At 43.3% G+C, this 13,589-nt stretch carries 18 protein-coding genes and 2 pseudogenes; 8 read left to right on the forward strand and 12 right to left on the reverse strand.

Annotated features, from left to right (window positions below):
• Positions 1 to 392: 392 nt before the first annotated feature.
• The 12 genes and pseudogenes from VZ94_RS05095 to nifH form a co-directional block, all read right to left on the reverse strand.
• Positions 393 to 611, reverse strand: a complete 219-nt coding sequence (locus VZ94_RS05095; protein WP_045778415.1) for a Nif11-like leader peptide family natural product precursor — start codon at positions 609 to 611, stop codon at positions 393 to 395.
• A 55-nt stretch (positions 612 to 666) separates the two neighbouring features.
• Complete coding sequence (locus VZ94_RS30235) at positions 667 to 801, reverse strand: hypothetical protein (protein WP_275575138.1); 135 nt, start codon at positions 799 to 801, stop codon at positions 667 to 669.
• Between the two features lie 55 nt (positions 802 to 856).
• Positions 857 to 1,642 (reverse strand): hypothetical protein, encoded by a 786-nt coding sequence (locus tag VZ94_RS05100; RefSeq protein WP_239649650.1) that lies wholly within the window; start codon positions 1,640 to 1,642, stop codon positions 857 to 859.
• A gap of 25 nt (positions 1,643 to 1,667) precedes the next feature.
• Positions 1,668 to 2,429, reverse strand: coding sequence for a 4Fe4S-binding leucine-rich repeat protein (locus VZ94_RS05105; RefSeq protein WP_045778416.1), 762 nt, complete (start codon positions 2,427 to 2,429; stop codon positions 1,668 to 1,670).
• A gap of 8 nt (positions 2,430 to 2,437) precedes the next feature.
• Positions 2,438 to 2,704: a DUF6129 family protein gene (locus VZ94_RS05110; RefSeq protein ID WP_045778417.1), complete on the reverse strand. Its 267-nt coding sequence runs from the start codon at positions 2,702 to 2,704 to the stop codon at positions 2,438 to 2,440.
• Positions 2,701 to 3,405, reverse strand: coding sequence for a nitrogen fixation protein NifX (gene nifX / locus VZ94_RS05115; protein ID WP_045778418.1), 705 nt, complete (start codon positions 3,403 to 3,405; stop codon positions 2,701 to 2,703). The genes VZ94_RS05110 and nifX overlap by 4 nt, the downstream gene beginning before the upstream one ends.
• Positions 3,402 to 3,608: a 4Fe-4S dicluster domain-containing protein gene (locus tag VZ94_RS22260; RefSeq protein WP_052700233.1), complete on the reverse strand. Its 207-nt coding sequence runs from the start codon at positions 3,606 to 3,608 to the stop codon at positions 3,402 to 3,404. Before VZ94_RS22260 ends, nifX begins: the two co-directional genes overlap by 4 nt.
• Positions 3,609 to 3,691: 83 nt before the next feature.
• Positions 3,692 to 3,835: pseudogene (gene nifT, locus VZ94_RS28060) on the reverse strand (putative nitrogen fixation protein NifT); the annotation flags it as partial.
• Positions 3,836 to 3,954: 119 nt separating this feature from the next.
• Positions 3,955 to 4,332 carry a nitrogenase component 1 gene (locus VZ94_RS33065; protein ID WP_239649652.1) on the reverse strand — a complete coding sequence of 126 codons (378 nt, stop codon included), beginning with the start codon at positions 4,330 to 4,332 and terminating at the stop codon, positions 3,955 to 3,957.
• The gene (gene nifK / locus VZ94_RS05125) at positions 4,214 to 5,527 is read right to left on the reverse strand and encodes a nitrogenase molybdenum-iron protein subunit beta (protein WP_239649651.1); all 1,314 of its coding nucleotides are present in this window, start codon (positions 5,525 to 5,527) and stop codon (positions 4,214 to 4,216) included. Before nifK ends, VZ94_RS33065 begins: the two co-directional genes overlap by 119 nt.
• A gap of 178 nt (positions 5,528 to 5,705) precedes the next feature.
• A pseudogene (gene nifD, locus VZ94_RS05130) lies at positions 5,706 to 7,190 on the reverse strand (nitrogenase molybdenum-iron protein alpha chain).
• Positions 7,191 to 7,287: 97 nt separating this feature from the next.
• Positions 7,288 to 8,163 carry a nitrogenase iron protein gene (gene nifH / locus VZ94_RS05135; RefSeq protein ID WP_045778419.1) on the reverse strand — a complete coding sequence of 292 codons (876 nt, stop codon included), beginning with the start codon at positions 8,161 to 8,163 and terminating at the stop codon, positions 7,288 to 7,290.
• A gap of 435 nt (positions 8,164 to 8,598) precedes the next feature.
• Here nifH and VZ94_RS05140 point away from each other — a divergent pair, with 435 nt between their 5' ends.
• From VZ94_RS05140 to VZ94_RS33070, 8 genes are all read left to right on the forward strand, one after another.
• Positions 8,599 to 9,924 carry an AAA family ATPase gene (locus tag VZ94_RS05140; RefSeq protein WP_045778420.1) on the forward strand — a complete coding sequence of 442 codons (1,326 nt, stop codon included), beginning with the start codon at positions 8,599 to 8,601 and terminating at the stop codon, positions 9,922 to 9,924.
• Positions 9,921 to 10,688 (forward strand): HNH endonuclease family protein, encoded by a 768-nt coding sequence (locus VZ94_RS22265; RefSeq protein ID WP_052700234.1) that lies wholly within the window; start codon positions 9,921 to 9,923, stop codon positions 10,686 to 10,688. The genes VZ94_RS05140 and VZ94_RS22265 overlap by 4 nt, the downstream gene beginning before the upstream one ends.
• A 41-nt stretch (positions 10,689 to 10,729) precedes the next feature.
• The gene (locus tag VZ94_RS05150) at positions 10,730 to 11,161 is read left to right on the forward strand and encodes an HI0074 family nucleotidyltransferase substrate-binding subunit (RefSeq protein WP_045778421.1); all 432 of its coding nucleotides are present in this window, start codon (positions 10,730 to 10,732) and stop codon (positions 11,159 to 11,161) included.
• A complete protein-coding gene (locus tag VZ94_RS05155; RefSeq protein ID WP_045778422.1) occupies positions 11,154 to 11,483 on the forward strand; it encodes a nucleotidyltransferase domain-containing protein in 330 nt (109 codons plus the stop codon). The genes VZ94_RS05150 and VZ94_RS05155 overlap by 8 nt, the downstream gene beginning before the upstream one ends.
• Before the next feature lie 505 nt (positions 11,484 to 11,988).
• Positions 11,989 to 12,246, forward strand: coding sequence for a hypothetical protein (locus VZ94_RS05160; RefSeq protein WP_045778423.1), 258 nt, complete (start codon positions 11,989 to 11,991; stop codon positions 12,244 to 12,246).
• A 109-nt stretch (positions 12,247 to 12,355) separates the two neighbouring features.
• Positions 12,356 to 12,637, forward strand: coding sequence for a hypothetical protein (locus VZ94_RS05165; protein ID WP_131655474.1), 282 nt, complete (start codon positions 12,356 to 12,358; stop codon positions 12,635 to 12,637).
• A gap of 88 nt (positions 12,638 to 12,725) precedes the next feature.
• The gene (locus tag VZ94_RS05170) at positions 12,726 to 13,493 is read left to right on the forward strand and encodes a multicopper oxidase domain-containing protein (protein ID WP_439097695.1); all 768 of its coding nucleotides are present in this window, start codon (positions 12,726 to 12,728) and stop codon (positions 13,491 to 13,493) included.
• Between the two features lie 28 nt (positions 13,494 to 13,521).
• On the forward strand, positions 13,522 to 13,589 hold a 68-nt coding region (locus VZ94_RS33070; protein WP_439097696.1), incomplete at its 3' end, for a hypothetical protein.

Genomic DNA, 13,589 nt, shown 5'->3' on the forward strand with positions numbered 1-13,589 from the left:
GCGTATCGACGTTTTATCCTTTTCGGATAGAGTTCCAAACAGGCGCTGCATCTTGATTTCAATGGCTTGGTCATAACCAATCATGGGCTTTTAATCGTCTTGCTCAAATCGCTTCATTATCCCAGATTTACCATTAGCAATTCAGGGAAGTTGTTTGGGGCTATATCCTTAGGCAAGTGCTGTGTATTAAAGGGTAACACCTAGCATTAACAACGGATAACTGTGGTTCAGTTATCCGTTGACTAGGTACACACTTTAGTAGGGACAGGGTGTTCAGGGTGTAGGTGTTGGCAGCAGGGATGCTGCCACCAAGCCTACAGGGATGTATTTACGGCGTCCTACACCCTGAATACCCTGTCCCGTCTTTTTGCTAGCCGTTGTCTATAAACTGCTTACACGCGTAACAATGCTTTTTGCATACGCTCAGATAATTGCTCTGCGGTAAATTGCGGTTCATTAGGTGGGTAGAGTTCAACTTCATCAAGCTCAAAGTTGTATTCTTTACCCAATGCGATTAATTCGCGGATTTTCTGAACTTCGAGTAATTTTGTTTTTAACTCAGCATCTGTTTTAGATAATTCAGAAAATGCTTTGATTTGTGCTATTGCCATGATAACTCCTTGTGAGTTTTTAGATTATTAACAACAGGTTGAGAAAACCTAACGGTTATACGCTGTAAGGCGTATTAATCCAGTCCTTAAGAATGGCGGCATCGCGTTCCGGTAAATACGAATAATCGCCGCTAATGTCTTTATAAACCGCGACACCGCATTGACTGGGCACGAATTTGCCTTTCAACATATAAAAAAACCATGCAAACGGATAACCGGCTTGCCTATCAAAACGTGTAAGTACGTTATGTAAAGCAGTGCCTTTTTTTGCCTGCTAAGTCATCGATTTGCGACAAGGTTTTGGTCTGGGTGTTGATAAGTTCGACGTTAATCTGTTGTTCGCCGAATTTACCGGTGTGACGAAACGGCCTGACTATCCAATCGCTAGACATGACCGCTTTGTGTTGAGCGCTACTCCGATTCCAATCGTCGATAAAACGCTGTACCGGGTGTTGCTCGATATGGTGCTTGTTGAGTTCTGACATAAAGACAGCGACATCGGTTTTACGTCTGTAGACATAGCGTGCGGCACCGATGCCAAACGGCTGTATACATTCAGGATAGAGAGGGTCGATAAACTCTTCTAAATCTTCAGGGGGTTGCTGATCGCCTACCAGTAAACGATCAGCGACTTCGTGGATTTTATCAATGTCTAGCTGAATATAATCCTGTGCCATACATCCGATTTGAATCACAAAATACAAGGTGTTGCCGGTTTGTTGCGTTGCGATAAGTCGTTGTTTACGGGTATGGTCAATTAAAGTTTCTAAGTCTTTACCGCATTCAATATAAGTGCGCTCAGTCCATTCGACTAAGTCTTGCGCAATACGTTTACCACTCATATCGACAATACCGCCTAAGCGATACCATTCACTACCTGTTCTGGCGAGACGTAACGGATAGTCGGGAATTAAGGCTTGTATATTTGCTAGTAAGGCGTCATCACTTGGCCCTGGCAAGGTCTTTTTGCAGATTTTAGCCAGTTTGAAACCGTCTAACGCCAAATCGTTAGTTTCATTTGAGCAAGACATGAAGATTGTTCCGTTTGTGTTGTTGTTATCCGCCGTGTGTGCCAGTGCCTGCCTCAGCTAAACGCGCTAATGCGGCGTTACGCACATCAGGTTCTGGATCGTCTAACATCGTGTTGAGGGCAGATAACGGTACGCGTTGCACTGCACTGTAGCGCACCAACCAATCGCTATCTGTTAAGAACACATCGGCTTCATCAGGGCTAATCCGTTCGGCAACTATGCGTCTTACCTCGGCTGCTTCATCTTGCACCATTAACCCTAAACTGACTTCGGGTAACCGCTCGGCAACGACTTTTCTGACTTCTACATCAGGGTCGCGAATTAAGCGGAATAACCGGCCCTGTGGCAAGCGTCTAGCAACCGTTAAACGGACGATATAATCGCGGTCATTGGCTAATTGCTCTAAACTTTCCGCAGGCATTCTGTCGGCAACCGTCATTCTGACTTCTCGGTCAGTATCGTTTTGCAATAACGTTAAATAGTTTTGCGGCAAACGATACGCCACAGCACGCCGTACCACTTCGTCTTCATCGTTAATTAAATCGATTAAAGCTTTTTGCGGCGCATAGCGAACAGCAATGGCGCGTCGCTCCCAAAATTTGTCGTACAAATAATGTTCAGCAAAACCTGGATTAACGCGGAAAAACCTATCGATTTGACGCCCGCTTTCAGCGCTCACACAGGTATCGCCAGGCATACAGCGACCGGCTAATAAGGTTTTGCTGCGAAACGGACAAACACTGCAATCAGCAATGGGAAGACTAACAGGACTGGCGTGACCGGACATAAGACTCCCTATTCGGGTATGATTTCAGCAATAACAATACCGGTGGCGACGTCATAATTGTTGGTTAAGCATAGACAATGCTCACGCCCGTCGATCAAATACAAATTAAACTCAGGCTGAGTCATGACGGGCGTGTTATTCGGTAAATCATCATCCATGCAATAGGTAAAGTGAATGGGTTGATAATCTTGGCGTAACACCGACACCGTTTCATCACTTAAGCCTAAAGCCGTGATGCGCTCAGCAATCGCTTGCACTTGTTCGACATTCATCATGCGGTCGCTTCCTCATCAAATTTAAAGCGCTCAGGGCGCTCTAAGCCCATCGCTTTGGCTAGCCAAGGTGGTGGTGTTGCTGACATCACTTGTTGTAATTGCTCAATGACATCCACAATGCTTTGCAGCTCGGCCAGCTTCATAGGATGTATGCCTAAGCGTACAATTTTAGCTGCCGCCGGCCCGCCTACGGATGACACATAAAGCACTTTGCAATCTTGGATTTGCTCAGCACGATAAACATTTTTATCGTCAACGATTAAGCCTTCAGGAATTTCAGCCGTGCGAATATCAATAAGCCGTGCTTCGCGCGCATTCACTTGATAAATGAAAAACCAAGCACACGAACCAAAATGTCCATTAACATTTATCGCATCGTCGCTAGCTACCGCGATGCGAATCGAGCCAGGCATATCATTTTCTTGGTAGGATTGCGTTGCCGGTAGTATTTTATTCGTGCCGGTATTACTCAGAATGGTCAGTGCTTGTTTCAATAAGCTGTCTTCAACAGTAGAAAACTCACCTTGATGAGCGTGTTTTAGCGTATTGATGTCGATTGCCGCGACTTTGCTATCGGTCAAGGGAGCTTCAATACAACTACTCAAGACGGTAAGCAAGCGTTTGGCGTTGGTATCGGGCAGGACGCGTGCGGCCAGCCCGATGCGCAAAGCCAGCTCGCGTGTTAACGTGATCTGGCTCATGGCTTATGCTCTATAGGAAGGATACAATTATCAATAGGGCAGACTTTAACACATTGTGGTTTGTCAAAATCGCCTTCACATTCAGTACAGGTACGTTTGTCAATTTTGAATACGACAGGACCTTCTGTGATGGATTGGGTTGGACACACGGGCTCGCAATCGCCGCATGAGATACATTCTGATTCAACAATATATAAGGCCATATCACTCTTCTCCTGAATCTAAAACGTTTTGCGCGTAAAGTTATCGGAAAGTCGGGTGGCACCATAGGATCAATGTAATATTTAGAGCCATCGGCTAATAAAATTTCACCACCCCATTGCTCGGCACTATCAAATTCGACCGATTCTGCGACCTCTTCTAAATCTTTTTTAGGAACGTAGAAGACCAATTTGCCTTCCGGGTTTTTTTTCAACATGACGCTAGGCATTAGGTTTCTCCGCTAAACACGCATTACTAACAAGTTAAGACTAGGCTAAGCAAGGCTTAACCTAGCAGGGTAGGTCGGTTAGCGTGAGCATAACCCGACCTACAGTAACCCAAGCTACATTAACGAATTAAATCGTAGTTGTAGTCTGTGGTTCCCATACCTTTGGTTTCTTTATCCAGTTGTTCCAGAACTGCATTAACCAAAGTCGTCAACATATAAATAGCACCTTCGTAACCTAGGGTAGTCATTCTATGTAAGTGGTGACGGTCGAATATAGGGAAACCTATGCGGATTAACGGTACTTCATGCGCTTCGCCTTTGTAGAAGGTGTCACGTTGAATGAATTTGCCGTAAGAGTTGCCTATCATGAAATCAGGCTTATTGGTGAACATTAACGAGCGGAAATGCCATAAATCGCGACCGATATGGATTTGCGAGTTTTTGCCATAAGGCGAGGCATCTAAGATTTTTTGTACTGCTTTTTGCCAACGTTTTATTGGCGTGGTTGCATAAAATATCGCTAGGCTCAGCACCGACTTCTAACAAGAATTTGGTCATACCTAAAACAAAGTCAGCATCACCATACAGCGCAAAACGTTTGCCGTGTAACCAAGCATGAGAGTCTGTCATCATATCGACTAAGCGACCACGCTCTAATTCCAATGACGCTGGAATAGGTTTGCCTGTTAACTTAGAAATCGTCATCAAAAACTCATCCGTCCATTCTAACCCCATTGGGATGTTGATAGCGGTTGCTGGTTGATGCCAGATGTTTTGCACAAACTTCTTGGTTTTTTCCAATTGCCAAGGTTGTAACAACAAGGTGTCAATCGCATTCGGCGCATCTTTGATTTCAGCTTGCGTAGTACCGCCAGCATACATGCGGAATGTACCATCGGCCGGTGTATCCAATACCTCAGATGGGTCACTTAATAAGCTGTAATCAACGCCCATTTCTTTCATCATGCGATGAATGACGCGGAAATTACCTAAGTACGTTTCAAAACCTGGTACAAAATTTATCTTGCCGTTAGAACCTACGGTTTTATCTTCCATGTAGTTCAACGTAAAGTATTTCGCCATGCCTTCAAACATATTGTCCCAGCCTGTAGTATGGCTGCCGACGAAACTCGGTGTATGGGCAAACGGTGTCGGAAAATCTTGTTCGACGTGACCTGCTTTTTTCGCGTTGTTAATAAACGCGTTTAAATCGTCTCCGATAACCTCAGCCATACAGGTAGTTGATACCGCAATAATATCCGGTTGATACAACGCCTTAGCATTTTCAAGCCCTGCGAACATATTTTTTTGTCCACCGAATACCGCTGCATCTTCTGTCATAGAGTCAGATACGCAAGCAACGGGTTCTTTAAAATGGCGGTTAAAATAGGTTCTAAAGTAGGCTACACAACCTTGTGAACCGTGTACATACGGCATGGTTTTTTCAAAACCTAAGGCACATAACACAGCACCTAACGGTTGGCAGGCTTTAGCGGGGTTAACCGTTAACGCTTCACGTGCAAAGTTTAATTCTTGATATTCTTTAGACGTTGTCCATTGGAATACCTCATCAATCTTGGCTTGTTCGTGACGCTCTTCGTATTCAGCCCGTTTATTAGCGAGATTTTCCTTGTACTCATCATCTCTAAATAAAGGATAACTCGGTAGAATGTTTTCGACTTGTTGGCTCATGATAATCTCCTACGCGCCACTAATCTGTGGACGACGCTCTGAAGGAATAAAACTGCCGGTTGTGGCCCTAGGTATTTAATCGACTATACCTAAGCAACGGGCATCGGTATTTTCGCGATTTTGTCAGACGTAGCGGGTAACATCCTTATCAACCCGCTGCTCCAAAGCTTAGCTAAACTTAAGCTGCTACTTTTACTGCTTCTGCGCCATCACTTGCTGTTTTCCAAGGCGCTTTAACTTGCTTCCAGCAAGGGTTATTCAACGTCATATCCATATCTCTAGCGAAAATCGCAAAGCCGTCATAACCGTGATAAGGGCCGGAATAATCCCAAGAGTGCATTTGCCGGAATGGAATACCCATTTTTTTGGAAAAATGTACTTTTCTTTGATACCCGAACCGATTAAGTCAGGTTGGACGCGTTTAACAAATTCTTCGAATTCGTAACCGGTGACATCGTCGTATAACAATGTCGCATTGCCCATTTCCTTAATAGTACGGTCGTAGTCGTCGTTATGACCGAACTCGTAACCAGTACCAACAACTTCCATACCTAAGTCTTCATACGCACCAATCACATGGCGAGGACGCAAGCCACCGATGTACAACATGACGCGTTTGCCTTGCAGACGTGGTTTGTATTTAGCAATAACCGCTTCATATTCAGCTTGGTAGCGCGCAATGACGCGCTCAGCACCTTCCTTAATGGTGTCGTCAAACAACGCGGCGATTTTGCGTAATGACTCAGCAATTTTGGTAGGGCCGAAGAAGTTATACTCAATCCAGGGGATTTTGTATTTTTCTTCCATGTGGCGCGCGATGTAGTTCATCGAACGATAGCAGTGGATTAAATTGAGTTTCACTTTCGGTGTATTTTCAATTTCTGCTAACGTACCGTCACCAGACCACTGTGCGACAACGCGTAAACCCATTTCTTCCAGCAACGTCCGTGAAGCCCAAGCATCACCGCCGATGTTGTAATCGCCGATAACCGCTACGTCATAAGGTGTGGTTGGGAAACTATCATCGCCATCACGATTGCCTAACACCCAATCCCGCACGGCGTCGTTGGCAATATGGTGACCTAATGATTGCGATACACCACGGAAACCTTCGCAACGTACTGGCACAACCGGTTTACCGATTTCTTTACTGCCTTTTTTAGAAACCGCTTCAATGTCGTCACCGATTAAACCGATAGGGCATTCAGATTGAACGCTGATACCTTTATTTAATGGGAACAAACCTTCGATTTCCGTGATGATTTTGGCTAATTTTTTTATCACCGCCAAATACGATGTCCTTTTCAGTAAAATCCGATGTGAAGTTCATCGTAACAAAGGCGTTAACACCCGTTGTGCCGATGTAATAGTTACGGCGTCCTGCCCGAGAATATTGACCACAGCCTACAGGACCGTGAGAAATATGAATCATATCCTTGATAGGGCCCCAAACCACACCTTTAGAACCTGCGTAAGCACAACCACGAATGGTCATCACGCCTGGCAAAGATTTACGGTTAGAGGTAATGCATTTGTTAGATTTTTCTAACGATTGATCGTTAATCGCTAAATGCTTTGCACGATCTTTTTTCGCTTGTTCTGGATAAATCTCCAAAACTTCTTGAATCAACTTTTCAGTTTCTTCTTTGGTTAACGCAGCCATAAAAGTCTCCTACGAATGTCATGGGCAATCCCCCATAGACAGGTTTTAGGATAAAACCGTAGCGGATTACGCCGCTACGGTATGGTTGAATACGTGCTTATGCTTCAGCAGCAGCCGTGACACCGATGACAGACTCATCTTCTTGCTCAAGAATACCGAATTCCATCATCAACTCTTCTAACTCATCCATAGTAATTGGAGTTGGGATAATGAAGTTCTTGTTGTCGCGAATTTTAGTCGCTAACGCACGGTATTCGTCTGCTTGTTTGCAGGTTGGATCGTATTCGATAACAGTCATACGACGGATTTCAGCGCGTTGTACAACGTTGTCGCGTGGTACGAAGTGAATCATTTGCGTACCGATGCGAGCCGCTAAGGCTGAAATTAACTCGTCTTCACGCGCTGTGTTACGAGAGTTACAAATTAAACCGGCTAAACGCACGCTGCCAGAGTTCGCATATTTCACGATACCTTTAGCAATGTTGTTAGCGGCATACATCGCCATCATTTCGCCAGAGCAAACGATGTAGATTTCTTGTGCTTTGTTTTCACGAATTGGCATCGCGAAACCACCGCATACAACGTCACCTAATACGTCGTAGAACACAAAATCTAATTCGTCATCATAAGCGCCTTCTTCTTCTAAGAAGTTAATCGCCGTGATAACACCACGGCCGGCACAGCCAACACCTGGCTCTGGACCGCCTGATTCAACGCATTTAATGCCGCCGTAACCGACTTTTAATACGTCTTCTAATTCTAAATCTTCAACGCTACCTGCTTCTGCAGCTAAGCTCATAATGGTAGTTTGTGCTTTTGCGTGTAAGATTAAGCGAGTAGAATCCGCTTTAGGGTCACAGCCTACGATCATCACTTTGTTACCTAATTCTGCTAAAGCAGACACTAAGTTTTGTGTGGTTGTTGATTTACCAATACCACCTTTACCGTATATTGCACATTGACGTAATGACATACTCTTCTCCTGTTATAGGACGTTGTTGTGAATGACAACTTGAATAAAGCAATGCCTGTGCCAAGTGAAAAATAATTTTTATCTAATTGATTTATAAATGAAAATTTATTTTTGTATGCTTTTGTTGTAAGTAATCTTTACAACAATACACGGATAATTTGTAGGCTTACTCACAGTGGGGTTTTATGGGTTTTAACGTCCACTTGTTACTTTGTCGCATATTACCGTCATTACGGCAGGGGTTGCCGGAATCCAATGCCATTGGATGGCAAAGCTGTAGGGTACGCTGTGCGTACCTTTTGTATTGATTTTTAATGATGTTATAAAGGTATGCACAGCGCGCCCTACCTATACCGTTTGAAGTATATAAATCCCACCAGCGTCCATTGAGATAAGATCATTGTTCCTTAGCACTAAACCTAAACGGAAAAGAGCATGTCTACCGAAGAAAAACCTTGTGAGGGAGTTTATTTTTTATCCCTGACCTTAGAAAACGTCCGCTGTTTTGGGGAAAGCCAGATGTTGGATTTGTCGGATGGTAATGGGCGGCCAGCACAATGGACGGTTATGTTAGGTGACAATGGAACGGGTAAAACAACTTTATTGCAAACTCTATTTAGAAGCTATTTAGCTGTTGATGATTTTTTGGATGAAGATGAGAAAAAAGTACAAAAAGCGTCCTCGCCACGAGCAGCTTTTTCTTTAAGACGAAACGGCAGCCATTCCATGCACATTGAAGCTAAATTTGCACACGGCTTTAATTTTAGAAGTGGAATAGTAGCTTCAGAGGTTAGCCGTATTGAGCAGGAATTTAATGATTTTTGGGAATTGAAATCATGGGATGATAAACAGCTTAATAATAAAGCCCATACCACCGCAATTTTTGGCTACGATGCTAACAGAACACTAAAAAGCGATAAAACCTCGTTAGAAGTTAAGAACATTCATTACAACAATGCTTTTAGTGATAAAGCAGAATTAATCAACGCAGAAGAATGGTTGCTGCAAACGGATTACATTGCAAAAATACCTTCGCAAATTCAAACTCAATACCAAGAGCGTTTCAAAATCATCAAAGAAGTGCTGGTCAATTTATTGCCTGATGTTAAAGCAATTGGCATTTCCGTACCAACTGAAAAGCATCCAAATCCGAAAGTGGGTTTTGAAACCGACAATGGTTGGCTGCAATTATCCCAACTCAGCTTAGGTTACCAAACGATGACCGCATGGATGGTTGACCTTGCCGCACGGATGTTTGCAGCCTACCCCAACAGCCCAAACCCCATCGCCGAACCCGCCGTCGTGTTAATTGACGAAATCGACCTGCATTTACACCCCAAATGGCAACGCACCATCATGTCGTATTTAAGCGAGCGTTTCGTTAACACCCAATTCATTGTCACTGCACATAGCCCACTCATCGTGCAAGCAGCGGAGCAGGCTAATATCGTGGTTTTAAGACGAGAAGGCGATCATGTGGTCATCGATCAACAAAAACATGCCGTGCAAGGCTGGCGTATTGACCAATTATTGACCAGCGATTTGTTCGATTTGGACAGCGCGCGCTCGCCGCATTATGAAAACAAACTGGCACAACGTCGGCAACTTTTAAGCAAGCCGGAATTGACCGACGAAGACCAGGCGCAATTAAAAGTATTGGAAGCGGAAATAGGCGATTTGCCGACCGCCGAAACCGCTGAAGATATTGCCGCAATGGACATCATCCGCCGTGCCGCAGCATTATTGAAAACATCGGCATGATTTTTATCCAACGCAGCGATGAACCTGAGGTTTTAACAACCGCAGGCCAAACCGAACAAAAGGCTTTGTGCGCCCAATTCGAGCAAGGCAATCATGATTTTGAATTTAAAGGCAAAATCTATGGACATAACTCCGTAAAAGTAGCTTTACGCACCATGCAACATGACAAATGCTGTTTTTGTGAAGCCAAAATTACCCACATTAGTTATGGCGATGTCGAACATTACCGTCCTAAAGGCGGGCATAAACAAACTGAATCCGACCAATTGACTCAACCGGGCTATTACTGGTTGGCCTATACTTGGAGTAACCTGTTGTTTTGCTGTACCTTGTGTAATCAGCACTATAAGAAAAACCTGTTTCCTCTGAAAAATCCTGTTAACCGTGCGCGTAGCCATCATGACGATATGGCGATGGAAGAGCCTTTGTTAATAAATCCATCGGTGTTAAATCCACGGGATTACATTGGTTTTCGTGATGAAATCCCGTATCCCATAGACGACCAAATTTATGGGAAAACAACGATTGCCGTGTTGGGTTTGGATAGAGAAGCCTTAAATGAAACTAGACGTAGCAAATTGTCTATAATCAAAAGCTTATTGGATGTGATAACACTTGCCGGTGGGCAACCTGGCAACTATGAATTACAGCAACTTGTCGAGCAAACCAAGCAGAATCTAAAGCAGCAGACTGCATTAACAGCGGAATTTTCTGCAATGGTCAACGCGTTTATTTTTCTCGCTATTGGTGACGTTGAACTATAAGCCATATTGAATTAAGTGTTTAATTTTCGACAAAAATCATCATGATAGACATTGATTTCTCCCCCTTAGCTAATGCCATACAGCAATTGGAAAAAAGCTTACGTTTTGCAACATCGGATTTAGCTAAATCGGACCCTGACTTGTTTGAGCAATTTCGCAACTCTGTGATTCAATGTTTTGAGTTTACCTATGAACTCATCCACAAAATGCTTAAGCGTTACCTGGAAGCGACGGCAGCAAACCCGCAAGAAATCGAGCAAGCCTCTTTTCAAAACTTGATTCGCATCGGTAACGAAAGAGGCTTATTGCGCTCAGACTGGCTACAATGGCGCACTTACCGACAAGCCCGCACCGACACCAGCCATGCTTATGATCTACATAAAGCACAGGCTATTTATGACATTGCCTTCGATTTTGCGCTAGAAGCGCGCTTTTTATACCAACAATTAACCGCCCAAAGCCAAGATGCTTGATCTTAAATCGCAAGACAGCGAGGAATTAAACCGGATATTAAAAACATTCCTGCCCAATCATACCGTATGGGCATTTGGCTCGCGGGTAACAGGCAACGCTAAACCGTATTCAGATTTGGACTTGGTGATTGTAACCACTCAACCACTATCGCTATCGGTAATGGCAGAACTTAAAACGGCTTTTGCCGAATCGGACTTAACGATTCGGGTTGATTTGGTTGATTGGGCAGTTACTAGTGATACGTTTAGAAATATCATCCAGCAAAATAAGCTGGTTGTTCAGGAAGGGGATTTTGAAACCGATGAAGACAATAACCATTGAATTAAGTAGTCGTTCAAAAGTTTTTTAACATGCTTTAAGTGAAATTTATGGTGTATGAGCTACCGATAAAGTGGGTAGCCGAAAAAAAGCTTAAGATTCGCAACATCGGACTTAGCCAAACATTGATTTTTTAAATGATTATTATATGATGAAATTGCGAGCATTAATTGCTTGCCAGTCGTTAGCTTCGTACTGAACTAACCGGTGTCATCATGATTAACTCAATCAATAATCCTTTTCTTAAGCCTTGTGCTTTTTTATGAAGAAGTAAACACGGAAGTGACCGATTTGGAAATAAATCGGTTAAATAAAACTAAGACTATCTATTTGGATTTTTCAGTCGAATTAAGTGTTGTAGAAAAAAATAAGCGGTTAACCAAATTATAATAACTTTGTCGGAGAACTTAAATTATGAATCAACTTGCGCAATTCTTTATTATTTGAGAGTAATTTTGTAATGATTCTGGAATATTTAATTTTTTAATAATCAATATGAGGTTGCATCATGAGAATACAGTTCGAATTGACAGATGAAAAAGCGAAAGAACTGGAAGCTTTCATGTCAACAATTGGCGTAACGACTAAAAAAGACTTGTTTGAAAATTCATTGTCTTTATTAGAGTGGGCGGTTAAGGAAATTCAATCTAATCCTAACCGCGTGATTGGTTCTATTGATGAGGAAAACGAGTCTTACAAGGAATTGCAAATGGCTATTTTTTCTAATGCTAGAAGCAATGCCAGAGCAAAGAATGTGAAAAGCTAAAAGCTTAATTCAGCAATTACAAATTGAGATTGCTCTAACTAAATTAAAGTTGGCGTAAGGTCATTCGAATAACAAACGAATGGCCTTAATTTATTTAAGGCCGTTGATTATGAAAAATGAAGATTCTGAGCCAATACAAAAACATCATTTAACAAAAGAGGGTACTGTAAGTCTCAAACCAGAGCAAGACCCGCGTTTGAAAGACCCTCTGCCCGAACGCGTCTATCATATTGCTGTATGGGGGCTTGTTGGCATAACTGGGATTAGTGTGATCGGAATTATACTGTTATCAATTTTTGGTAAAACCACCAGTGAAGGTTTAATCTCTATTGCGTCTGCTTGTGTAGGTGGTCTGGTAGGTATTTTCGCGCAGCGAAGCTCAACTAATTAAAAATAGCGTGACTCATCAATCCCACCTCTTATTACACCCTCGCCGCCAATTTTTAACCACAACAGCTAGCGCTATCGCGACCCTATTTATGCCTACTAAGCTTCTGGCTGATGCCAAGCAGCCTGAGCAGGTGTTAACTGGGACTGAGTTTAATTTAGTGATTAGTGCCACGCCGGTTAATGTGACCGGTGTACCGCGTATGGCAACGACTATTAATGGCTTAATGCCGGGGCCTATCTTGCATTGGCGTGAAGGCGATACGGTCACGCTGCATGTCACGAATCAATTAAAAGAAACCACGTCGATACATTGGCATGGGCTGATTTTGCCGTATCAAATGGATGGCGCGCCGGGTATTAGTTTTAAAGGTATAGCGCCTGGAGAAACGTTTACTTATCAGTTCAACGTCAATCAATCAGGCACTTATTGGTATCATTCGCATTCGGGTATGCAAGAACAAACTGGCTTGTACGGCGCGATTGTCATTACCCCTAGGCAAGAAACTCAGCCTAGCGAGCGTGATTACGTCATACAGTTATCGGATTGGACCGATGAAGACCCGCTCAGCATTTTTGCAAAGCTCAAAACACAAAGCGATTATTACAATTTTAATCAACCGACGGTCGTAGATTTTCTGCACGATGTGGCTAAACACGGGTTTCGCTCAGCCATTGATCAGCGCAAGATGTGGAATGAAATGCGTATGTCTATGACTGATTTAGCCGATATTTCAGCGTATACCTACAAGTATTTAATTAACGGTTGTTCAACTGCTAAGCCTTGGCTGGGCTTATTTAAACCCGGTGAGCGGGTACGCTTACGCTTTATTAATTCAGCGGCGCAAACGTTTTTTTGATGTGCGAATTCCCGGTTTAAAACTGACGGTGCTGCATGCTGATGGTCAGCCCGTACAGCCGGTTTGTGTGGATGAGTTTCGTATTGCACCGGCCGA

Origin of the sequence: Methylocucumis oryzae, from assembly GCF_000963695.1 — a bacterium.
In the GTDB taxonomy this organism is placed as follows: Bacteria; Pseudomonadota; Gammaproteobacteria; order Methylococcales; family Methylomonadaceae; genus Methylovulum; species Methylovulum oryzae.

Excerpts from the sequence above, each read along its gene's own strand:
- VZ94_RS30235 (WP_275575138.1), bottom strand. The coding sequence starts at position 801 with ATGTTGAAAGGCAAATTCGTGCCCAGTCAATGCGGTGTCGCGGTTTAT.
- VZ94_RS05150 (WP_045778421.1), top strand. The coding sequence starts at position 10,730 with ATGATAGACATTGATTTCTCCCCCTTAGCTAATGCCATACAGCAATTG.
- VZ94_RS05110 (WP_045778417.1), bottom strand. The coding sequence starts at position 2,704 with ATGATGAATGTCGAACAAGTGCAAGCGATTGCTGAGCGCATCACGGCT.
- nifK (WP_239649651.1), bottom strand. The coding sequence starts at position 5,527 with ATGAGCCAACAAGTCGAAAACATTCTACCGAGTTATCCTTTATTTAGA.
- VZ94_RS05160 (WP_045778423.1), top strand. The coding sequence starts at position 11,989 with ATGAGAATACAGTTCGAATTGACAGATGAAAAAGCGAAAGAACTGGAA.
- VZ94_RS05165 (WP_131655474.1), top strand. The coding sequence starts at position 12,356 with ATGAAAAATGAAGATTCTGAGCCAATACAAAAACATCATTTAACAAAA.
- VZ94_RS05170 (WP_439097695.1), top strand. The coding sequence starts at position 12,726 with ATGCCTACTAAGCTTCTGGCTGATGCCAAGCAGCCTGAGCAGGTGTTA.
- VZ94_RS05140 (WP_045778420.1), top strand. The coding sequence starts at position 8,599 with ATGTCTACCGAAGAAAAACCTTGTGAGGGAGTTTATTTTTTATCCCTG.
- VZ94_RS05105 (WP_045778416.1), bottom strand. The coding sequence starts at position 2,429 with ATGTCCGGTCACGCCAGTCCTGTTAGTCTTCCCATTGCTGATTGCAGT.
- nifH (WP_045778419.1), bottom strand. The coding sequence starts at position 8,163 with ATGTCATTACGTCAATGTGCAATATACGGTAAAGGTGGTATTGGTAAA.
- VZ94_RS22265 (WP_052700234.1), top strand. The coding sequence starts at position 9,921 with ATGATTTTTATCCAACGCAGCGATGAACCTGAGGTTTTAACAACCGCA.
- nifX (WP_045778418.1), bottom strand. The coding sequence starts at position 3,405 with ATGAGCCAGATCACGTTAACACGCGAGCTGGCTTTGCGCATCGGGCTG.
- VZ94_RS22260 (WP_052700233.1), bottom strand. The coding sequence starts at position 3,608 with ATGGCCTTATATATTGTTGAATCAGAATGTATCTCATGCGGCGATTGC.
- VZ94_RS05100 (WP_239649650.1), bottom strand. The coding sequence starts at position 1,642 with ATGTCTTGCTCAAATGAAACTAACGATTTGGCGTTAGACGGTTTCAAA.
- VZ94_RS05155 (WP_045778422.1), top strand. The coding sequence starts at position 11,154 with ATGCTTGATCTTAAATCGCAAGACAGCGAGGAATTAAACCGGATATTA.
- VZ94_RS05095 (WP_045778415.1), bottom strand. The coding sequence starts at position 611 with ATGGCAATAGCACAAATCAAAGCATTTTCTGAATTATCTAAAACAGAT.